Annotated in this window: 17 protein-coding genes, 2 tRNA genes and 1 pseudogene; 18 read left to right on the top strand and 2 right to left on the bottom strand. The window is 59.9% G+C overall.

From position 1 onward, the window contains the following. Positions 1-45: 45 nt before the first annotated feature. Positions 46-1,422 (bottom strand): 30S ribosomal protein S6--L-glutamate ligase, encoded by a 1,377-nt coding sequence (gene rimK, locus Q0908_RS18370; RefSeq protein WP_299288078.1) that lies wholly within the window; start codon positions 1,420-1,422, stop codon positions 46-48. A 131-nt stretch (positions 1,423-1,553) separates the two neighbouring features. Between rimK and tgt the strand changes: the two genes are divergently transcribed. The 4 genes from tgt to Q0908_RS18350 all read left to right on the top strand — a co-directional run bounded on the left by tgt (position 1,554) and on the right by Q0908_RS18350 (position 6,408). Further along, on the top strand, positions 1,554-2,681 hold the full coding sequence (gene tgt, locus Q0908_RS18365) for a tRNA guanosine(34) transglycosylase Tgt (protein ID WP_299288075.1): 1,128 nt from the start codon (positions 1,554-1,556) through the stop codon (positions 2,679-2,681). A 463-nt stretch (positions 2,682-3,144) separates the two neighbouring features. After that, entirely contained in the window at positions 3,145-5,553 is a 2,409-nt protein-coding gene (lon, locus tag Q0908_RS18360) for an endopeptidase La (RefSeq protein WP_299288072.1), read from the top strand. Positions 5,554-5,812: 259 nt separating this feature from the next. Further along, a complete protein-coding gene (locus Q0908_RS18355) occupies positions 5,813-6,274 on the top strand; it encodes an HU family DNA-binding protein (protein ID WP_299288069.1) in 462 nt (153 codons plus the stop codon). 59 nt (positions 6,275-6,333) lie between these two features. Next, positions 6,334-6,408: transfer RNA gene (locus Q0908_RS18350), tRNA-Val, on the top strand. Positions 6,409-6,519: 111 nt separating this feature from the next. Here the strand turns inward: Q0908_RS18350 and Q0908_RS18345 are convergent. Beyond that, positions 6,520-6,810: a YciI family protein gene (locus Q0908_RS18345; RefSeq protein ID WP_299288066.1), complete on the bottom strand. Its 291-nt coding sequence runs from the start codon at positions 6,808-6,810 to the stop codon at positions 6,520-6,522. An 86-nt stretch (positions 6,811-6,896) separates the two neighbouring features. On the opposite strand from Q0908_RS18345, the gene Q0908_RS18340 reads away from it, so the two are divergent. From Q0908_RS18340 to Q0908_RS18275, 14 genes and pseudogenes are all read left to right on the top strand, one after another. Continuing rightward, positions 6,897-7,700 carry a LysR family transcriptional regulator gene (locus tag Q0908_RS18340; RefSeq protein ID WP_299288063.1) on the top strand — a complete coding sequence of 268 codons (804 nt, stop codon included), beginning with the start codon at positions 6,897-6,899 and terminating at the stop codon, positions 7,698-7,700. Between the two features lie 10 nt (positions 7,701-7,710). Next, positions 7,711-8,289: a histidine phosphatase family protein gene (locus Q0908_RS18335; RefSeq protein WP_299288060.1), complete on the top strand. Its 579-nt coding sequence runs from the start codon at positions 7,711-7,713 to the stop codon at positions 8,287-8,289. Between the two features lie 108 nt (positions 8,290-8,397). Further along, positions 8,398-8,473: transfer RNA gene (locus tag Q0908_RS18330), tRNA-Val, on the top strand. Between the two features lie 600 nt (positions 8,474-9,073). Beyond that, positions 9,074-9,778: a GntR family transcriptional regulator gene (locus Q0908_RS18325; RefSeq protein WP_299288057.1), complete on the top strand. Its 705-nt coding sequence runs from the start codon at positions 9,074-9,076 to the stop codon at positions 9,776-9,778. Continuing rightward, positions 9,768-10,676, top strand: a complete 909-nt coding sequence (locus tag Q0908_RS18320) for a dihydrodipicolinate synthase family protein (protein WP_299288053.1) — start codon at positions 9,768-9,770, stop codon at positions 10,674-10,676. Before Q0908_RS18325 ends, Q0908_RS18320 begins: the two co-directional genes overlap by 11 nt. Then, positions 10,673-12,145, top strand: coding sequence for an aldehyde dehydrogenase (locus tag Q0908_RS18315; RefSeq protein ID WP_299288050.1), 1,473 nt, complete (start codon positions 10,673-10,675; stop codon positions 12,143-12,145). The genes Q0908_RS18320 and Q0908_RS18315 overlap by 4 nt, the downstream gene beginning before the upstream one ends. Further along, entirely contained in the window at positions 12,142-13,692 is a 1,551-nt protein-coding gene (locus tag Q0908_RS18310; protein ID WP_299288047.1) for a trimethylamine methyltransferase family protein, read from the top strand. Before Q0908_RS18315 ends, Q0908_RS18310 begins: the two co-directional genes overlap by 4 nt. A gap of 1 nt (position 13,693) precedes the next feature. Beyond that, a complete protein-coding gene (locus Q0908_RS18305) occupies positions 13,694-15,025 on the top strand; it encodes an FAD-binding oxidoreductase (protein ID WP_299288044.1) in 1,332 nt (443 codons plus the stop codon). 255 nt (positions 15,026-15,280) lie between these two features. Beyond that, a pseudogene (locus Q0908_RS18300) lies at positions 15,281-16,146 on the top strand (transposase). Between the two features lie 191 nt (positions 16,147-16,337). Beyond that, positions 16,338-16,562, top strand: a complete 225-nt coding sequence (locus Q0908_RS18295) for a hypothetical protein (RefSeq protein WP_299288041.1) — start codon at positions 16,338-16,340, stop codon at positions 16,560-16,562. 92 nt (positions 16,563-16,654) lie between these two features. Continuing rightward, entirely contained in the window at positions 16,655-17,878 is a 1,224-nt protein-coding gene (locus tag Q0908_RS18290; protein WP_299288038.1) for an aminotransferase class V-fold PLP-dependent enzyme, read from the top strand. 78 nt (positions 17,879-17,956) lie between these two features. Continuing rightward, a complete protein-coding gene (locus Q0908_RS18285) occupies positions 17,957-19,375 on the top strand; it encodes a deoxyribodipyrimidine photo-lyase (RefSeq protein ID WP_299288035.1) in 1,419 nt (472 codons plus the stop codon). A 76-nt stretch (positions 19,376-19,451) separates the two neighbouring features. Beyond that, a complete protein-coding gene (locus Q0908_RS18280) occupies positions 19,452-20,660 on the top strand; it encodes a cyclopropane-fatty-acyl-phospholipid synthase family protein (RefSeq protein ID WP_299288032.1) in 1,209 nt (402 codons plus the stop codon). A gap of 18 nt (positions 20,661-20,678) precedes the next feature. Beyond that, positions 20,679-21,119, top strand: a complete 441-nt coding sequence (locus Q0908_RS18275; RefSeq protein WP_299288028.1) for a TrgA family protein — start codon at positions 20,679-20,681, stop codon at positions 21,117-21,119. The last annotated feature ends 4 nt before the right edge of the window (positions 21,120-21,123 follow it).

Here is a 21,123-nt window from a genome sequence, read left to right as displayed (position 1 = left end):
TCGTCCATATGATTGCTGAAAAACTGTGGTGCGCGCGCGGCAGCCCTATTTGCGGCGGCGCGCAGGTTGCGGTTTCACCCGCATTTCGATCATGTCGTAGATTTTCCCGACGATATCCTTGCCCGTGGCCTTTTCAATGCCCTCGAAACCGGGGCTCGAATTGACCTCAAGCACCTTAGGCCCCGTCTCTGATCGCAGCAGGTCCACCCCGGATTTGCCCAACCCAAAGGCGCGCGCGGCGCGCACGGCTGTGTCACGCTCTTCCTTGCTGATGCGCACGGATGTGGCCGATCCGCCCCGGTGCAGGTTGGAGCGGAAATCGCCCTCCGCCCCGGTCCGTTTCATTGAACCAACCACCTTGCCGTCAACCACGAGGCAGCGGATGTCCTCGCCGGCCGCCTCCTTGACGAAATCCTGCACGAGGAAGTTCGCGCGCAGCCCCCGGAAGGCATCGATCACCGACTCGGCGGCTTTTTTCGTTTCGGCCAGCACGACCCCTTTGCCTTGGGTGGACTCCAGCAGTTTCACGATCACCGGCGCTGACCCGACCAGCCCCAGAATATTGGCCGTGTCGCGGGGTGAGGCGGCAAAGGCGGTCGTGGGCATCCCGATCTTTTTCCCGGCCAGAATTTGGTGCGCATGCAGCTTGTCCCGGCTGGCCGTGATGCCCGCCGAGCCGTTCACACAATAGGTGCCGGTGGTTTCAAATTGGCGGATGACGGCGGTGCCATAGGCCGTCACCGAAGCCCCGATGCGCGGGATCACCGCGTCATAGCGGGGCAGGCGTTTGCCGTCATAATGCACTTCGGGGGCCATCGCATTGATCGCCATGTAACAGCGGGTGGTGTCGATGACCTCGACAGTGTGACCGCGCGCCTCGCCCACTTCGACCAGACGGCGCGTGGAATAGTTGTCCTCGCGGCTCAGCACCGCGATGCGCAAACTGCGCGACGGCGCGACCTTGCGCATCGTGGCCGAGTGATAGACGTCGTAGTTCAGCTCGGGTTGCAGCCGCTTTTCAGAGGCGGTGATGGTGATGTGATCCTGCAAGGCCTGGCGACCCAGCAACATCCGGCTGGTCATCGAGGACCGGTCCGTCAGCGTGATCTCGATCGGCCAGCTTTGCCCGGCGACGGAGAGTTTCGTTTCGATGACATAGCGCAATTCCGCCTCGCCATTGGACGAGGTCACCTCGCGGCGATCCAGGATCGGGGCGGAACAGGTGATTGACACGTGATCCTTGCCCGCCACCGGATAGACGTTGAAGCGGACCTTGGGCGCCTTGGAGGGGCCGAACACTTCGATGTCATGGGCATGCAGCGCCGAGGTGCGCGCGCCCGTGTCGATCTTGGCCTTGAGGGCCGGCAATCCGAGGTCGGGCAGTTCAATCCATTCTTCCCAGCCGAAATTCAAAGTCTCCATGCGCGATGCCCTTTCGGCTGTGGTGAAGGCCCTGTTTATCAAGACTAACTCGCGCTCACAACGCCAAGCTGTATCGGGCCGTTCCGCCTTGGGGCTTGGCTTTTGTCGCAAGGGGCGGCATGAGGCAGCCCATGAGCACATTTTCCTTTGATCTGGCGGCCACAGATGGGCGCGCCCGCACCGGCACCATCTCGACCCCGCGCGGGGATATTCGCACGCCTGCTTTCATGCCCGTGGGCACTGCGGCCACTGTCAAGGCGATGCTGCCCGGATCGGTGCGCGAGACGGGGGCCGACATTCTGCTCGGCAACACGTATCACCTGATGCTGCGCCCCACTGCGGAGCGGATCGACCGCCTCGGCGGTTTGCACAGCTTTATGAACTGGGACCGCCCGATCTTGACGGATAGTGGCGGGTTTCAGGTGATGTCGCTAGCGGGCTTGCGCAAGCTGACCGAAGAGGGCGTGACCTTCAAATCCCACATAGACGGGTCCAAACATGCGCTGACGCCTGAGCGGTCGATGGAGATCCAACGGCTTTTGGGGTCCGACATCGTGATGTGTTTCGATGAATGCCCGGCGCTGCCTGCGGACCGGGACCGGATTGCGAGCAGCATGGAATTGTCGATGCGGTGGGCGGCTCGGTCACGCGCCGCCTTTGGGGACCGCCCCGGTCACGCACTGTTCGGCATTCAGCAAGGCGGGCTTGAGGAAGACTTGCGCGGCCAAAGCGCCGACGCCTTGATCGATATCGGGTTTGAGGGCTACGCCGTCGGCGGTCTGGCCGTCGGCGAGGGACAGGAGGCGATGTTTGGCTGCCTTGACTACGCGCCTGAACAGCTTCCGGCTGACAAGCCGCGATACCTTATGGGCGTGGGCAAGCCTGACGATATCGTGGGTGCCGTCGCGCGCGGCATCGACATGATGGACTGCGTGCTGCCGTCGCGGTCCGGGCGCACGGGGCAGGTCTTTACCCGCCACGGCGTGCTTAACATCAAGAACGCGCGGCACATGGACGATCCGCGCCCTCTAGACGAAAACTGCGGCTGCCCGGCCTGTCGCGGCTATTCCCGCGCCTATCTGCATCACGTGTTCCGCAGCCAGGAGATCATCTCGTCCATGCTGCTGACCTGGCACAACCTACATTATTATCAGGACCTTATGGCCGGGATGCGCGCCGCAATTGCCGCAGGGACGTTCGCGGCATGGCAGGCCGACTTCCACGCGGGGCGGGCTGAGGGCGATATCGACCCGCTTTGAGCGAAGGTCAGGAATACCTCCATCGTTTGTTCATCCTTTTCACGATAGGGTCAGTGCGTTCACACGCCCTGGGGAGGGATCGTCATGCAGCTTGCGGTTATTTCAGTTTCTTGGTTCATAGTTTCGCTGTTGGCGGTCCTGACCCTGGTGTGAGAACGCGCGACCTTTGAGCGCCACAGCGCAAGCATCCCGCCTGATCCTTGGGCCGCAGATGCACGCGGCTGCCCCTTGTCCGGGCACAGCCGACATATTGTGCGTTCCATCAGCCTAACAACGACAGAATGTGCCAAAAAAGTGTGGACAGTTGCATCCGTCCCATTGCGCCCATGCCGCGCTCAGGTCAGGATGGGGCTTGAAACCACAGGGCCGCGCACACACATCGAGCAGTCCTGACCCATGAAGGAGACAGCACGCGGTTGCCGCAATCGGGACCCCGCTGTCTTGCCCAGATAAGGAACAACGCATGCAAGAGCCCCTGAACGCCTCTTACCCCGTGCTGCCATTGCGCGACATCGTGGTTTTTCCACACATGATCGTGCCGCTGTTTGTGGGGCGTGACAAATCTGTTCGCGCGCTCGAAGAGGTGATGGCCGACGACAAACAAATCCTGCTGTCGAGCCAGGTGGACCCGTCCATCGACGACCCGGAAGCCGATGGTATCTACAAGGCCGGTGTGCTGGCCAATGTGCTGCAACTGCTGAAACTGCCCGATGGCACCGTCAAGGTGCTGGTCGAAGGCCAGGCGCGGGTGCGCATCACCGAATACCTTGAAAACGATAATTTTTTCGAGGCCCGTGCCGAGTATCTGACAGAGATGCCCGGTGACATGGCCACAACCGAGGCGCTGTTGCGCTCGGTCGCCGAAGAGTTCGAGCGCTATTCCAAGGTCAAGAAAAACATCCCCGAAGAGGCGCTGGCCGCTGTCGGTGAAACAACAGAACCTGCCAAGCTGGCCGACCTTGTGGCCGGGCATCTCGGCATCGAAGTCGACCAGAAACAGGACCTTCTTGAAACGCTTGCGGTGAGTGAGCGGCTTGAAAAGGTCTATGGCCTGATGCAGGGCGAATTGTCGGTGCTGCAGGTCGAGAAAAAGATCAAGACCCGCGTCAAATCCCAGATGGAGCGGACGCAGCGCGAATATTACCTCAACGAACAGATGAAGGCGATCCAGCACGAGTTGGGCGATGGCGAGGACGGCAAGAACGAAGTTGCTGAGCTCGAAGCGAAAATCGCCGAGACCAAGCTGAGCAAAGAGGCCCGCGAGAAGGCGGATGCCGAGCTGAAAAAGCTCAAGAACATGTCGCCCATGTCGGCCGAAGCGACGGTCGTGCGCAACTATCTCGACTGGATGCTGTCGATCCCGTGGGGCGTCAAATCCCGCGTGAAAAAGGATTTGGGCCGCGCCGAGCGGATCTTGGACAATGACCACTATGGTCTTGAAAAGGTGAAGGAACGCATCGTCGAATACCTCGCCGTGCAGCAACGCTCCAAAAAGATGAAAGGCCCGATCATGTGCTTGGTCGGCCCTCCCGGCGTTGGTAAAACCTCACTTGGCAAATCGGTCGCCAAGGCGACAGGGCGCGAATTTATCCGCATCTCGCTTGGTGGGGTGCGCGATGAATCCGAAATTCGCGGGCACCGCCGGACTTATATTGGCTCGATGCCCGGCAAGATCATTCAGGCATTGAAAAAGGCCAAAACGACCAACCCTCTGATCCTGCTCGATGAAATCGATAAGATGGGCCAGGATTTCCGCGGTGATCCGGCCTCGGCCATGCTGGAAGTGTTGGACCCGGAACAGAACGGCACATTTGTCGATCACTATCTTGAGGTCGAATATGACCTTTCGAACGTGATGTTCCTGACAACATCCAACAGCTACAACATGCCCGGGCCTCTGCTCGACCGGATGGAGATCATTCCGCTGGCTGGCTACACCGAGGATGAGAAAGCCGAGATTGCCAAGCAGCACCTGATCGCCAAACAGGTCAAGAACCACGGGCTGAGAAAGTCCGAGTTCGAGCTGACGGATGACGGGTTGTCGGACATCATCCGCTACTACACGCGCGAGGCGGGGGTGCGGAATCTTGAGCGTGAGATCGCCAAGGTGGCGCGCAAATCGCTGACCAAGATCGTGAAGAAAGAGGTTGAGGAAGTTGTTGTAACCTCTGAAAATCTCAGCGATTTCCTCGGGGTACGCAAGCATCGCTATGGCCTTGCAGAACAGGCGGATCAGGTCGGTGTTGTGACCGGCTTGGCATGGACTTCGGTGGGCGGCGATCTGCTCCACATCGAGGCGCTCAAGCTGCCGGGCAAAGGTCGTATGAAGACCACCGGAAAACTTGGTGACGTCATGAAAGAGTCCATCGACGCAGCCTCAAGTTACGTGCGCTCGATCAGTCCCGAGATTGGGGTGAAGCCGCCTCAATTTGACCGGACAGACATTCACGTCCACGTGCCCGATGGTGCGACGCCCAAAGACGGGCCGAGCGCGGGGCTCGCGATGGTGACCTCAATCGTGTCGGTGCTGACGGGCATCCCCGTGCGTCGTGATATCGCGATGACTGGCGAGGTGTCGCTGCGCGGCAACGCAATGCCCATCGGCGGTCTCAAGGAGAAGCTGCTGGCCGCCTTGCGCGGTGGGATCAAGACCGTTCTCATCCCCGAAGAGAACGAGAAGGACCTGGCCGAGATTCCTGACAACGTCAAAGAGGGTCTCGAGATTGTGCCGGTGACCCATGTGCGTGAAGTTTTGAAGCGCGCACTGACCGCCACGCCCGAGGCGATCGAATGGGATGAAGCCGCCGAGGAAGCCGCCGCTGCGGCTGCGGCAGCGGCGCACAACGATCCACCGATTGCAACGGCGCACTAACGTCTGAGAAAAACATGAGGAAGGGCGCGTAAGTCTATGCTTGCGCGCCTTTTTTTCGTTTGGGTCTGCTGTAATGCGTTTCACGCACCGGTGTCCCTTTCCCGCGTGGGGTGTGCCCGGTCCGTTTCATCACGTTTGTTGCCTTAAACGAACCAATCTCAATCAAATGATCTATTTTGTTCTGTTTTTATGGAATTCCACACGATTTGGCGGTATGAGCGGACTTGAGCAACAATAATAAAACCCAAATGAGGCACCCATGGCGACGACTCGCAAAACCACAGCCAAATCAACCAAGACCAGCACAACAAAATCTACCAAAACGTCTTCGATGACGGCGGCGACGAAAAGCGCAGCGGCCAAGGCCGCACCTGCCAGCGCACCCGTGGTCGTGGCGGCGGCAGTGCCGGTGGTGTCCGGCCCCAAGATGCGCAAACCCGAACTGGTAGACGCGGTCGTGGCCAAGACCGGGATGAAGAAAAAAGACGTCAAACCCATCATAGAGGCAGCGTTGGCCGTTCTTGGATCTGCATTGCAAAGTGGGCGCGAGTTGAACCTCGAACCGATGGGCAAGATCAAGATCAATCGCGAGAAAAAGCTGCCCGAAGGCAAGGTGATGCACGCAAAGATTCGCCAGCCCAAGGACCTGCCATCCGAAACGGCGAACCCTGATCCCAAGGATATCGAAGGGGCCGACACGACCCCCGCCGCCGCGGAATAGAATTTCATCCGCGCGCTCTTGCATGCCTTTGCGTGGGCGGCTAAAACGCGCGGACTTCAGGGTGATTAGCTCAGTGGTAGAGCGCTTCGTTCACATCGAAGATGTCAGGGGTTCAAATCCCTTATCACCCACCATTTTCCTTTGAATATCATAGTGTTGCCCTTGTTTGGGCGTGTGCTGGTCGATCCAACGGCTACCAAGTGTCACGCCGATGCGTCGACAAACGTGCAAGCCTGCATCCGCCATTACCCCGCGACAGATCCATCCGCAAAAACCTGCTTCCACCGCAGGATACGCACGGATTTGCGCAAGCCTGTCGGCCAGAACGGGTCTGCATGCACCAGGGCCTCGGCAGCGGCGGCTGTATCGGTCGTCACAATCCAGGCCCCGCCAGCCCCTTGATCCCCCTCAAACAACGGTCCAGCCGCCGTGATCACGGCCGCGTTCTGCTGCAAGAACGCCAGATGGTCAGGCATCTTTTCACCGCGGATATGGTCATATCCCTCGGCATCTTCAAACAGGATGAGGTAAGGCATGGGTGCTCCAATCTTGACTGTGGGCGCATCCTAACCTTGCGCATCGGCGGGCTATATGGCCCGATACGCAAGGAGGACTTGCGAAAATGCAGGATGTGGATTGGGACGGATTACGTGTCTTTCAGGCCGTCGCGCGCGCAGGCAGTTTTGCGGGCGCAGGCCAAGCGCTCGGGATGCACGAAACGACCATCGCCCGCGCAGTGCGGCGACTTGAACGCCAGATGGGTCAAATCCTGTGGCGCGGGCCAGAGGCAGGTGTGACCCCGGAAGGGGCCGTGCTGTGCGCTCATGTCAACGTCATGGCCGATCATGCAGTGATGGCTCAGGCAGCGGTGTCAGGACGCGCTGCGCCGCGCGGTGCCGTCCGTCTGACAGCGGTGCCGTGGGTGATCGAGGCCGCCGTGGTGCCAAGCTGGCAGCGGGTTCGCCCGCGATTGCCTGACGTGACGCTGTCCTTGATCGGGGCGCATGACAGCCTCAACCTGCTGCACGGCGAGGCGGACATCGCCCTGCGTCTGGCCCGCCCTGAGGTGCAGGGTGATGTGGTTGTACGCAAACTGGGCGATGTCCGCTTTGTGGTTGCGGGCGAGGGAGATTGGATCGGCTATGTGCCCGAGATGGCCCATCTGCCACAAGCCCGCTGGACGTCCGAGATGGAGGGCCCGATTGGTCTGCGCGTGTCGGATCAGGGGGCGGTGACGACGGCCATTGCGGCGGGGTTGGGGCGGGGCTGGCTTCCGACCTGCCTCGCGACGGACCCCGATCCGGGCTTTGCCGCGCGCGCACGCCCCTTATGGTGTCTGACCCACCCGCGCACGCGCCACGCACCTGCAGTGCGCGCAGTCTGCGACGATGTGTTGGCCCTTGTGGCCGCCACACTATGTGATTAGCCCTACACGCATGACCCATCCTGACCTGTTGATCCTGCGCCACGGCGAAACCGAATGGAACCGTGCGGGCCGCATGCAGGGCGCGCAGGACAGCCCGCTGACCGCGCAAGGTCGCGCGCAAGCCAGTGCGCAAGCCAACATCTTGTCGCGCTTTGGGATTGAGGGGTGGACGCTCTATGCAAGTCCGCAGGGGCGGGCCGTCTCGACTGCGCAGATCGCCTATGGCACGCGCGCCGGCGACATGATCAAGGATCCGCGGCTGTCCGAGATTACCATGGGCACCTGGACAGGCCGCCCACGGGCCGAGATCGTCGCGCAGATGCCCTACCTCTTTGAGGATGGCAATGATCTGGGATGGTACGACCATGCGCCCGGCGGCGAGGGGCTTGCAGCGCTTTACGCCCGCACGGGCGCGTTTCTGGCGCAATGCACCGGCCCGAGCGTGATCGTCACCCACGGCATCACGTCACGCATGCTGCGCTGTCACGCATTGGGTTTGGAGGCCGCAGAATTTGCCGATCTGCCGGGCGGGCAGGGGGTGGTCTATCACCTGTCGGGCGGCGTTCAGAGCAAGCTGACGGACACCTGAGTCCGAACGCGGCATGTGGCGCAGATCATGAAAGTCTGACCTGTGTTGAAAAAAGCGGAGCTGACCGCTTGCAGTCGCGGGGCCGGTTGCGCTAGAGGAAGCGGCGTCGGGTCGTTAGCTCAGTTGGTAGAGCGCTTCGTTTACACCGAAGATGTCGGGAGTTCGAGCCTCTCACGACCCACCATTCAGCCACGGCTTCGCGCTTCTCTGTCGTTGTGGTCTCAGGTTGGCCCGACCGACGCGCGCCCGCTTCGCGGCCACTCTGGGTCGGGAGTTCGGGCCTCTCACGACCCACCATTCAGCCACGGCTTCGCGCTTCTCTGTCGTTGTGGACTCAGGTTGGCCCGACCGACGCGCGCCCGCTTCGCGGCCACTCTGGGTCGGGAGTTCGAGCCTCTCACGACCTTCCTCTCGTGGCAGAGTAGTTGTTTTCGAGGGCGGGCGGGGTAGGCCGATTGAGGAAGTCTGGTTTGCGGGACGAAGCGCCAATTCGCTGCGGCTGCGCCAACGACCGCTTTTCAAATAACCGGATCGAACTGCGAAAGGCTCACATTCTTGGCCTATCCGCTCTACGATCATGACCCCGATCAGGGTGCTTTCATGAGACCTGTCGTAAGCTTCACTAAGTTAAAGCCCCAGCACATGAGTGGATTCAAAGTTGGGATTCGTCACACCGTGTCTGTTCAACTCAGTCAACTTTCACACAGGAAAGCACTGAAATTCAGATCACTTGACCAATTATGTTTGATGTATACACGATGTATACAAATACTACGGAGACATGATGAGTCGCTTCTCAAAATCAGACTGTCTGGAGGACCTGCGTTGTCGCATCCTGTCGACGGAGCTTGAACCCGGACTGGATTTGGATGAAGCGAAGCTGTCACAACAATACGAGATGTCGCGAACACCACTGCGCGAGGTTCTTCAAAGGCTGCAAGGCGAAGGCTTTGTCGTGATGAGCGAGAACCGCGGTGCAAAGGTCGCTTCGATGGACATTGCGGTTTTGCGGACTTTTTTTCAAACCGCCCCCATGATCTACGCCAATGTTGCGCGGCTCGCGTGCGAGAACCGGACCGGCCGTCAGATCGATGCATTGAAAACGGCGCAACTGGCGTTTTCCACGGCCGCAAAATCGTCCGATGCAGCGGCAGCAGCGCTTGCCAACCATCAGTTCCACGCAACGATCGGTGAAATGGCACACAACACGTATCTGGTCGCCTCACTCGCGCGACTGCAGATTGACCATACGCGAATGAGCCAGACATTCTATCGCCCTGCGGCCGCGTCTGAGGCGATGCTCGTCCTAAAAGCAGTCGAACAACACGACGCGATGATCGGCGCGATCGAGGCCCGCGAGGGAGCGTTGGCGATCGATTTCACACTGCAGCACTGGGACCTCAGCCGTGACCGGATGGAACGCTTTGTACGCCCCGACCCGCTGCCGGTCGACGTCATCTCATTTAAGGACCGCACCAATGCACTTTGAAGGCATCTACACGCCGCTCGTGACGCCGTATCACGATGATTTCACGTTGAACGAGACAGCGCTGACAGACACGGTGGACCATCTCGTGGCCGCCGGTGTGCACGGCATCATCGTCGCCGGATCAACAGGTGAATACTACGCCCAGACAGCCGAAGAACGGCTGGATATGATGACCCGCTGCGCCGCGTTGATTGACGGGCGTGTTCCAATGATTGTCGGCACGGGCGCGATCCGAACCGAGGACAGCGTGATGTTTGCGTCCGCCGCCAAGGCCGCAGGGGCCGATGCGCTTTTGGTGGCCACGCCGCCCTATGCCTATCCGACGGGCCGCGAAATTGCGCTGCATGCGCTGGCGGTTGATCGCGCCGCGAACCTGCCGGTGATGCTGTATAACTACCCGGGCCGGATGTCGGTAAACATGGACGAAGACTGCTTAGATCGTTTGGGCCGTTCGCCCAACTTCTGCGCGATTAAGGAAAGTTCTGGCGATGTGAACCGTCTGCATATGCTCGCCCGCGATTATCCGCATATCGCCTTGTCGTGTGGCATGGATGATCAGGCGTTGGAGTTTTTTGCATGGGGTGCGCGGTCCTGGGTTTGTGCGGGCTCGAATTTTGCGCCCGAAGCGCATATCGCGCTGTATCAGGCCTGTGCGGTTGAGGGTGATTTCACCAAGGGCCGCGCGATTATGTCGGCCATGTTGCCACTGATGCGGGTGCTGGAGCAGGGCGGCAAGTTTGTCCAGTGCATCAAATACGGGCTGACGCTGCGCGGCATTGATGCGGGTCCACCGCGCAAGCCGCTGCAACCATTAAACAAAGACGACAAACGCGAATTGGCCGAGGTGATCCGCACCATGAACACTGCCATTTCAAATATCACAGGGGCACCGATATGACCGATCTGCTGACCAAAGCCGAATACGCAGCCATTGCAGGCACGCTTGATTTGCCCCGTAGCCCGTTTGTTGATGGCAAATACCGACGCGGCAGTGGTCCAATGATGGCGACAACCAACCCCGCGACGGGAGAAGAAATCACACAGATTTCGACAGCGGACGCCAAGGATGTTGACCTCGCTGTACTCAAAGCGCGCGAGGCCTTCGATCAGGGCCATTGGTCCAAAATGGACCCTGACGCGCGCAAGGATGTGCTGATCCGTCTGTGTAAATTGATCACCCGCAACCGGCGCGAACTGGCCGTCATGGAAAGCGTCGAGAGCGGCAAGCCGATCCTTGATTGCGAAACGATTGATCTGCCCGAAACCATCCACTGCATCAAATGGCATGCTGAGGCGATTGACAAGATTTACGACCAGACGGCCCCGACGGGGGACGGGGCATTGGCTGTGATCCTGCGTGAACCCATCGGCGTGGTTGCGGCCATTCTGCCATGGAATTTCCCGCTGATGATGTTGGCATGGAAGATCGGGCCTGCACTCGCGGCGGGCTGTTCTGTCATCGTGAAACCAGCAGAGCAAACCAGCCTGACGGCCTTGCGCCTCGCCGAATTGGCGCATGAAGCAGGTGTGCCGCGCGGCGTGCTGCAAGTCCTCCCGGGCGATGGCCCAACTGTAGGCGAACCATTGGGGCGGCACATGGACATCGATCTGGTGACGTTTACGGGGTCGACTGAAACGGGGCGACGGTTCCTGCGCTATGCGGCGGACAGCAATCTTAAGAAGGTCGTGTTGGAATGTGGTGGGAAGAACCCTGCCGTGGTGTTTGATGATGCGGAAAACCTGGATCATGTGGCCGAGCATGTGGTCCATGCCGCATTCTGGAATGCGGGGCAAAACTGCTCGGCTACGTCGCGTTTGATTGTCCACACATCTGTTAAACCTGCTCTGATGGAAAAGATCGAAGCCCGGCTTCGAGACTGGAAAGTCGGCGACCCATTGGACCCTGCAACCCACATCGGAGCACTGATTGACGCTGAACACTGCGCAAAGGTGCGCAGCTTTCTGGATCTCAAAGAGGATGGCCCGTTCGTGGCCCCTGTCTTTGTCGAGGTCAAAGCAGATGACGCACGTGCCCGCGATGAAATCTTCGGCCCCGTACTCAGCGTGATCGAAGTGGCCAGCAATGACGAGGCCGTGCAGGTCGCCAACGACACGGCCTACGGGCTGGCCGCATCAGTCTTTTCCGCAGGCGGACGAAGCGCCATTCGAGCGGCGCGCGACATCAAGGCGGGCACGGTCACGGTCAACTGTTACGGCGAGGGCAACATCGCCACCCCATTTGGCGGCTACAAACAATCCGGCTTTGGCGGGCGCGACAACGGCATCCATGCCCATGATCAATACACCGAACTCAAAACCATCTGGATCGATCTGACCGATCCCGCAGACGGAGACAACCTCGCATGAGCGTTGATGCAGTCGGCACCGTTCGCAGGGGTCGGGGGGCACGCAAGGCGCAGCGTCTGACCCGCAATGTGACGATGCTGCCTGCGCTCAAGCGCAAACTGCCGCTGACCGAACCCATGACGCCCGACCAGATCGAAAAGATCGACGCGGCAAGCATGGATATTCTGGAAAATGTCGGCGTGCAGTTCCGTGATGATATCGCGCTGGCCGACTGGAAACGTGCTGGCGCAAGGGTCGTGGGCGAGATGGTCTATCTCGACCGCCATCTGGTGCGCGAGCTGATCGAGACCATCCCGGAGACCTTTACCTATCACGCGCGCAATCCGGCCAATAACCTGCCGTTCGGGCGGGATCACGGGATGTTCATTCCCATGACCGGCGCGCCGTTCCTGCGCGATCTGGACGACGTGCGCCGCAACCCGACGCTGGAGGATCTGGCGAACTTTCACAAGCTGTCCCACATGCTGCCTGCGATCCATTCATCCGCTCACCACATTGTCGAACCCTATGATCACCCGATCAGCCAGCGGCATCTGCGCATCACCTACAGCTCGATGAAACATTCCGACAAGACGTTTATGGGCATGACCACCAGCCCCAAAAACGCCGAGGATGTGATCGAGATGTGCGCCATTCTGTTTGGGGATGACTACATCGACACCCACCCTGTCGTGACCGGCAACTGCAATGGCAACTCGCCACTCGTATGGGACGAAACGATGCTTGGCGCGCTGCGAGCGTTCAGTAAACGCAACCAACCTGTGCTGTGCAGCCCTTTTGTGCTGGGTGGGGCAAACACGCCCGCCAGCGTGCCCGCAACAGTGGCGCAGTTGAATGCCGAAGCGTTGAGTGCGCTGGCCTACACGCAAGTCGTGCGCAAAGGTGCGCCCGCGATTTACGGGCATTATCTGTCTACCGTCAGCATGAAATCAGGTGCGCCGATGGCGGGCACGCCAGAAATCAGCCTGATGAACTTTATGATCGGGCAGATGGCGCGGTTTTATGGTGTGCCGTGGCGCACATCCAACACCCTTGGCGGGGCCAAGACGTTTGATGCCCAAGCGGGCTATGAAAGTGCCATGACAATGAACGCCGTGCTGATGGCGGGGGCCAATTACATGTGGCACTCTGCCGGATGGAACGAAGCGGGGATGCACTGTTCCACCGCCAAATTCATCGTCGACGCAGAGATATGCGAAATGGGCTACCGCATGGCCGAAGGAATCAATTGGACAGATTTCGACGCCGCGATGGCCGCTGTGCCTGACGTCGGCCCCGGCGGCCATTATCTCGGACATCCGCACACACTGGAGAATTTCCAGAACGCGTTCTTCATGCCTGAAATGTTTGACAACAATTCAATCGAGCAATGGCAAGCCGAAGGCAGTGTCGAGATCACTGAACGCGCCTTGACGAAGGCCCGCGCGATGCTCAACGAATATGAAGAGCCCACGCTTGATGCGGGTGTAAACGAGGCCCTTCTGGATTACATAGCGCGCCGCGAACGAGAAATTCCCGCCGTCGATGCGCTCAATCAGGACCACTAGAGTGAAGGTCGCCCGACTTCCCAAGGACCCCGGCCCGGCGGCGTGGAACCGGCTTTTGCCAGATGCGGACCCTGCAACACCGCTAGAGGAGAACATCACCGCCGACTGGCTCATTATCGGCGCGGGGTTCGCAGGGCTTGCCGCCGCGCACCGTTTGTCAAAGCAGGCCCCAGGCGACCGGATCGTGGTGCTGGACGCAGTGCGGGTGGGGGACGGACCAGCAGGGCGCAACTCGGGGTTTATGATCGATCTGCCGCACGATCTGACCTCTGCCGATTACGCTGGCGCGCTTGAGTCAGATAAGGCGCAAACGCAGGACAACCGACTGGGCATCGCCCATGCCCGCGAGATGGCGCAGGAATACGGATTAAGCGATGAGGCCTTTAGTGTCTCGGGCAAGATCAACGGTGCGGCGACGGCGAAGGGCCACGCGCACAACGTGAGCTTCGCCAAACATCTGACCGCATTGGGCGAACCCCACGAGATGCTGGACGTGGCCCAAATGCGTGACATCACTGGCAGCGACTACTATCAAAGCGGGCTGTTTACGCCCGGCTGCGCCATGATCCAGCCCGCCATGTTCATGCGCGGGATTGCATCGGGGCTAAGATCCAATCACGTTTCCATCCATGAGATGAGCCCAGTCACCAGCCTTGAGCGCCAAACGGATTGGGTCGCCACCACTCCCAAGGGTCGGGTTATCGCACCACGGGTTATTCTTGCGGTCAACGGACATCTGAACAGCTTTGGATACCTGCCGCGTCGACTGATGCACGTCTTTACCTACGCCTCAATGACCCGCGCTCTCAGCGAGCAAGAACGCTCAAGTTTGGGAGGGCACGCGGCATGGGGCCTTACCCCTGCGGACCCGATGGGCACGACCGTCCGGCGCATTTCGGGTATTGGCGGGGACAGGATCATCATCCGCAACCGGTTTACCTTCGATCCATCGATGGAGGTCAGTGACAAACGCATCAACGACGTCGCCCGCGATCACGACCGTGCATTTGCGGCCCGATTTCCAAATCTGTCCGATGTCGGAATGGACTTTCGCTGGGGCGGTAGGTTGTGCGTAAGCCGAAACAATGTGCAGGTCATCAGCGAGTTGGATGAGGGGCTATATTCCGCCTGCTGTCAGAACGGATTGGGCACGGCCAAAGGCACACTGGCTGGTGGCCTCGCAGTGGATCTGGCAATGGGAAGGTCCTCCGACAGTCTCAGCCGCGCACTCGCTGCCGACTTGCCATCACGTCTTCCGCCTGCTCCATTGTCGAGTATCGGCGCTAACTTTTTTCTCAAATGGCAGGAACGCCAAGCCGGTGGCGAACTGTAGTTTGCAAGAACTACACCGCCGCGGGCACCACCTTCCAATAGATACTGGATGGGAAGGTTGACACCTAACCACCCCACTCATTGACGGCTGCCTGCAATGATGGTGGTGGCACTAAAAATGAATTCGCCTGCTCCCAGAACCAGACACTCGTGCAACCCGTAGCATCGACTCGTTTGGGCGTATTTCGTTGAAGAACTCGTCCTTGATTGCCGGGTAAGTCGCTGATTCAATTCTCCCTGCAGGGAGGGATTGGTGATGATGGGACCGAGACAGGAAGCGCAGGCGGCACTGTTCTATGAGTTTTCGCTGGAGGGCCACGTACCTCAAGATCATCTGCTGCGGTCGATTGATCGGTTCGTAGATCTGAGCAGTATTCGGACGCATCTTAAGGAGTTCTACAGCCACACAGGTCGTCCATCGGTTGATCCTGAGCTGCTGGTCCGCATGCTGCTCGTAGGATATTGCTTCGGCATCCGGTCCGAACGGCGGCTCTGCGAGGAGGTGCATCTGAACCTCGCGTACCGCTGGTTCTGCCGTCTCGATCTCAGCGACCGCGTTCCCGACCATTCTAACTTTTCAAAGAACCGGCATGGCAGATTCCGCGAGAGTGAGTTGCTGCGCCATCTGTTCGAGATGACCGTGGCACGTTGCATTGAAGAAGGTCTGGCCAGCGCATGGCCATCGATGCCAGCCTGATCGAGGCTGATGCGAACAAACAGAACTCGACACCGAAGGAAGAGTGGAACGCCTCTGACATCAACCCGGCAGATGCGCCACGTGCCGTTCGCGAGTATCTCGACACGCTGGATGAGGCTGCATTCGGCACGGCCAGCGAGGTGCAGCCCAAACGCTGAGGCCCGCAAGATCAGCCGCGAAGAAACGGAAGACGCCAGTCAGGTCGCAAGCGATATCACCAAGACCCGCCAGTTTGATATCTCGACGAAGCTCCGGAAGAAAGGCGAGAGGCTCTTTGCCCACCTCAAACGCATTCTTGGTTTGGGAAGGCTGCGATTGCGAGGGCCATGCGGCGTTCAAGACGAGTTCACCCTCGCAGCCACCGCCCAAAACCTCCGCAAACTGGCAAAGTCTTTCCTGCACCGCAGCAAATGCGCGAAGCCTGACAACAAAGGCGCTCGCGCCGCGAGCCAAGACCCACTTATTGTACCAGCAACACGTTGTTTTTCCACGGACTGGGCGGAGAGCAGACCGTCGCTGCATCGAGCAAGTTACCCCTCACCATCCCACAACCCAACTTTCCCTTGCATTTCCCCGTGGCCTTGCGAACATGTCCGCACTTACTTTGGGGGATGATATGCGGTTCTTTTGCTTGGCGTTCTTGTGTCTTGGTCTGACGGCCTGTGTCGCGGGGGTCGAACTGCCGGCCGAGCCTGAGCCGGAACCCGAACCCGTTCCCCTGTTCGAGCCGGACAATCCGGGGGCGTGGTGTGGCTATGCCAACCGGCTGATTGCAAACCCCAATGCCGATCCTGACCTCAAGGCGAACGTGCAAACGCTGGCCCGGCAGCGCGGCTGCTGAGCGCGGCGCGGCACAAGCCAGGCCACCGAGCCCTTGATCCTTCGGTCATATGTCGCGATCCTGCGCGCACCCAAACGCAGAGGCCCTCACATATGACCCTCGATCCTGATTTCGTCCGCGCGCAGTTTCCTGCGTTTTCCGAACCGTCGCTGCAAGGCCAGGCGTTCTTTGAAAATGCGGGCGGCAGTTATGCCTGCGGGCAGGTCATTGACCGGCTCACCCGCTTTTACACGCAGCGCAAGGTGCAGCCCTACAGCGATTACGACGCCTCCCGCCTTGGCGGAGAGGAGATGGACGAGGCGCGCACGCGCATGGCCGCCATCCTCGGCGTCGATGCGGACGAGCTGAGCTTTGGACCCTCGACCACCCAGAACACCTATGTGCTGGCGCAGGCCTTCGCGCAGATGATGCAGCCGGGCGAGGCGATCATCGTTACCAATCAGGATCACGAGGCCAATACCGGGCCATGGCGTCGGCTGGCCGATCGGGGGATCGAGGTGCGCGAGTGGCAAGTGGACCCGGGCACCGGACATCTGGACACCGACGCGCTCGAGGCGCTGCTCGATGAGACCGTGCGCCTTGTCTGTTTTCCGCATTGTTCCAACGTCGTGGGCGAGATCAATCCGGTGACAGAGATCACCGCGCTGGCCCATGCTGCGGGTGCCTTTGTCTGCGTGGACGGGGTCAGCTATGCGCCGCATGGGTTCCCGGATGTGGGCACGCTTGGGCCCGACATCTATCTGTTCTCGGCCTACAAGACTTACGGGCCGCATCAAGGGCTGATGGTGATCCGCCGCGCCTTGGCGGAGTTGCTGCCCAATCAGGGGCACTATTTCAACGGGGGCAGCCTCTACAAACGCTTCACCCCGGCAGGCCCGGACCATGCGCAAGTCGCGGCCTGCGCGGGCATGGCGGATTATGTGGATGCGCTTTATGCCCATCACTTCGGGGGGGAGGCTGATGCGACGGCGCGCGGGGCGGCGGTGCATGATCTGATGCGCGCCCGGGAAGAGGGGGCTTTGGCCCGCGTGCTGGAGGCAGTCAAGGCTCGCAATGATCTGCGCGTAATCGGGCCCGTGGATGCTGCCATACGGGCACCGACGCTGGCGCTTGATCTGGGGCGTGATCCCGTGGCCGTGGCGGTCGAGCTGGCCAAACATGGGATCATGGCAGGGGGCGGCGATTTCTACGCGGTGCGCGCGCTGAGTGCGATGGGGGTCGATCCGGACGTCGGCGTCTTGCGGCTGAGTTTCACGCATTACACGTCCGATCCCGAGATCACACAGCTGCTCGAGGCGCTGGACGCCGTTCTTTGACCCAAGGTCAACCTTGCCCGACTTGATCCATATGCAAGGGCGCTACGTAACCTCTCTTAACAAAAGGGAAACGGGGCGTTGAGCAGCACACCGATTATTTTATGGTTTCGCAGGGATTTCCGGCTGAGCGATCATCCGGCGCTGCGTGCGGCCTGCGAGACGGGACGGCCCGTCATCCCAGTCGCAATCCGCGACAAAAGCGTGGATGATCTGGGCGCGGCTCCGAAATGGCGGTGGGGCCTTGGTGCTGCGCATCTGGACGGGTCGTTGCGCGACAAGGGCAGCAGGTTGATCTATCGCTCGGGCCATGCGCTGGACGTGTTGCAGGCGCTGATCAAGGAGACGGGGGCAGGGGCCGTCTATTGGACGCGCCAATATGATCCCTGTGCCATCAGCCGCGATACGGATGTGAAATCGACCCTCAAGGATCAGGACATCGACGCGCGCAGCTTCGGCGGCCATTTGATGTTCGAACCCTGGACAACCGAGACGAAAACGGGCGGCTTTTACAAAGTCTACACGCCGTTCTGGAACGCGGTGAAAGGGCGGGACGTCGACGCGCCTTTGTCGACACCGGGCGGCATCCCCGCACCTGACGCATGGCCAGATAGCGAAGTGATTGAAGACTGGGATTTGGGCGCGGAGATGAACCGTGGCGCGGATGTGGTGCGCCCGTTCGTGCAACTGGGCGAACAGGCGGCACAGTCGTGCCTTGGCGCCTTTATCGCGTCCAAAGTCGCGGGTTACGTGGAGGGGCGCGACATTCCGGGGCAGGATCGCACCTCTAACCTGTCCGAAAACCTCGCCCTTGGGGAAATCAGCGCGCACCAGTGCTGGCATGCGGGGATGCGCGCCCGTGAGGAGGGCAAGGACGGTGCCGAGGTCTTTCTGAAGGAGTTGGTGTGGCGCGAGTTTGCCTACCACTTGATGCACCATACGCCGCGCATCCTCGATCAGAATTGGAAAGAGGATTGGGACGCTTTCCCCTGGAACGAGGATGCGCGGGCATCCGAAGTCTGGGCTTGGAAAAAGGGGCGCACCGGCATCCGGTTCGTGGATGCGGCCATGCGAGAGATGTACGTGACCGGCCGGATGCACAATCGGGGCCGTATGATTGTGGCGAGTTACCTGACCAAGCACCTGCTGACCCACTGGCGGATCGGGCAGGCGTGGTTTGACGACTGCCTGATCGACTGGGACCCGGCCAGCAATGCGATGGGCTGGCAATGGTCTGCAGGTTCCGGCCCGGATGCGACGCCCTATTTCCGGGTGTTCAATCCGGTCACGCAGCTGGATAAATTCGACAAGAACCGCGATTATGTCAGCCGCTGGATCGCCGAAGGGCGCAGCAACAAGCATGATGACGCGCTCAAGTTCTTTGAGGCCATCCCGCGGCATTGGGCAATGACGCCTGATGACGACTATCCCGATCCGATCGTACCGGCGGACGAGGGGCGTAAACGCGCGCTAAGTGCCTATGAGAACCGGAAATTCTGATGACAAACATGTGCGCATGGTTGCGCCCTCTCAACTGTCAAGCTAGCGTGACACAAAATGCGAACGGGGAAGTTGCATGATCCTGACAACCACCGAAGGCCAAAGCGGTCTGCCGCGCTATTTCGCGCGCGTTTTTGCGATGTCGCAGGGGATAAACACCGGACGAATCGACTTTGTGCTGCCTGATGGGCGTCAGTTCCGGGCCGAAGGGGTAAAACCCGGCCCGGTGGCCGAAGTCCACATCCACAACGACGATCTGTTCGCCCGTCTGATCCGCGAAGGTGACCTTGGGTTCTGCGATGCCTATCTGGACGAGTGGTGGACGACCCCCGATCTGCAAGCCTTCATGGACCTTGTCCACGCGGATAACGAGAACATCTATGACGGCTTTCCAGGCATGGGTCTGGTGCGTCGGTTCGAGAAATTCCGGTTCTGGTTGCAGCGCAATCACCGCGATCAGGCGCGCAAGAACATCAGCTATCACTATGATCTGGGCAACGACTTTTACGGGCTGTGGCTGGACGACACGATGACCTATTCCAGCGCCTTGTTCAAGACGGGGCAGGAAAGCCACGAGGCCGCGCAGATCGCCAAATATGCCAGCATGGTCGATCAGATGGGCGCGCAGCCCGGTGATCATATCCTTGAGATCGGCTGCGGATGGGGCGGGTTTGCCGAATACGCCGCACGCGAGCGCGGGCTCAAGGTGACGGGGCTGACGATCAGCGAAGAGCAGTTCAAGTACGCCCAAGAACGCATTGACAACGCAGGGCTTTCCGATCTGGTCGATTTCAAGTTACAGGATTACCGGGATGAGACCGGAACCTATGACGGGATCGCCTCTATCGAGATGTTCGAGGCCGTGGGCGAAAAATACTGGCCCGTCTATTTCGAGACGGTCAAGGAACGGCTGAAGCCGGGCAAGAACGCAACGCTGCAGATCATCACCGTTCAGGACCGGCGCTGGAAAGTGTACAAACGCGGCGTGGATTTCATCCAGAAATATATCTTTCCCGGTGGCATGCTGCCCAGCCCCACAGTGCTGCGCGAACAGATTGCGCGCGCGGGCCTGGGTGTCGAGCGCTCGGTCGAGTTCGGCCAAAGCTACAACATTTCGCTGCGCCGCTGGCACGAGACATTCAACGACAAGTGGGATCAGATCGCCGAGATGGGCTTTGATGACCGGTTTCGCCGGATGTGGAATTTTTATCTGACCTCTTGCGCGGCGACCTTTGAAAGTGCCAACTGCGATGTGACTCAGATCACAATTAAGCGGCCCGGATAAAGATGAAAGTTCACTGTCATGCCTAGCGCAGCCAAATTGGTGGCCGCTTTGGGATTGGCGATCCTGGCGTTCATCGTATCGGGCATGATCCCCCCGCTGTTCGAAGAGGACAAAAACTTTGGCATCTTCGTCTATGTCAACGTGATCGTCGGACTCTTTGTCGGGTGGATCGTGATTGGACGGCGCGCGGGGCGCGGCATGGTGTCGGCGATAAACGTCGGCCTGACGGGCCCGGTCGTGATGGTGTTCTGGGCACTGTTCATCCAGTCCTGCAACGAAATGGTCCGCATTGCCATGCGCAACCGCTATGACGGCGCGTTCGAGGCGTTGGTGTCCATCTTTGAAATCGGGGCGGAATGGGCCTTGCTGATGACAACCGTCCCCATCTGGACCACGCTGCTGGTGGGCGGTGTGCTGACCGGGATCGCCACTGAATACGCCTCGCGACACTGGCGATAACCTT

Origin of the sequence: uncultured Tateyamaria sp. (genome assembly GCF_947494755.1) — a bacterium.
Taxonomy (GTDB): Bacteria; Pseudomonadota; Alphaproteobacteria; order Rhodobacterales; family Rhodobacteraceae; genus Tateyamaria.
The sequence above is the reverse complement of the archived record's forward strand: the minus strand, read 5'-3'. Positions and strand labels throughout refer to the sequence as shown.

Bases quoted from the DNA above. Each gene is read 5' to 3' on its own strand.
- Q0908_RS18310 (WP_299288047.1), top strand. From the start codon at position 12,142: ATGAGCGTTGATGCAGTCGGCACCGTTCGCAGGGGTCGGGGGGCACGC.
- Q0908_RS18335 (WP_299288060.1), top strand. From the start codon at position 7,711: ATGACCCATCCTGACCTGTTGATCCTGCGCCACGGCGAAACCGAATGG.
- tgt (WP_299288075.1), top strand. From the start codon at position 1,554: ATGAGCACATTTTCCTTTGATCTGGCGGCCACAGATGGGCGCGCCCGC.
- Q0908_RS18275 (WP_299288028.1), top strand. From the start codon at position 20,679: ATGCCTAGCGCAGCCAAATTGGTGGCCGCTTTGGGATTGGCGATCCTG.
- Q0908_RS18290 (WP_299288038.1), top strand. From the start codon at position 16,655: ATGACCCTCGATCCTGATTTCGTCCGCGCGCAGTTTCCTGCGTTTTCC.
- Q0908_RS18320 (WP_299288053.1), top strand. From the start codon at position 9,768: ATGCACTTTGAAGGCATCTACACGCCGCTCGTGACGCCGTATCACGAT.
- rimK (WP_299288078.1), bottom strand. From the start codon at position 1,422: ATGGAGACTTTGAATTTCGGCTGGGAAGAATGGATTGAACTGCCCGAC.
- Q0908_RS18345 (WP_299288066.1), bottom strand. From the start codon at position 6,810: ATGCCTTACCTCATCCTGTTTGAAGATGCCGAGGGATATGACCATATC.
- Q0908_RS18315 (WP_299288050.1), top strand. From the start codon at position 10,673: ATGACCGATCTGCTGACCAAAGCCGAATACGCAGCCATTGCAGGCACG.
- lon (WP_299288072.1), top strand. From the start codon at position 3,145: ATGCAAGAGCCCCTGAACGCCTCTTACCCCGTGCTGCCATTGCGCGAC.
- Q0908_RS18325 (WP_299288057.1), top strand. From the start codon at position 9,074: ATGAGTCGCTTCTCAAAATCAGACTGTCTGGAGGACCTGCGTTGTCGC.
- Q0908_RS18340 (WP_299288063.1), top strand. From the start codon at position 6,897: ATGCAGGATGTGGATTGGGACGGATTACGTGTCTTTCAGGCCGTCGCG.
- Q0908_RS18280 (WP_299288032.1), top strand. From the start codon at position 19,452: ATGATCCTGACAACCACCGAAGGCCAAAGCGGTCTGCCGCGCTATTTC.
- Q0908_RS18295 (WP_299288041.1), top strand. From the start codon at position 16,338: ATGCGGTTCTTTTGCTTGGCGTTCTTGTGTCTTGGTCTGACGGCCTGT.
- Q0908_RS18355 (WP_299288069.1), top strand. From the start codon at position 5,813: ATGGCGACGACTCGCAAAACCACAGCCAAATCAACCAAGACCAGCACA.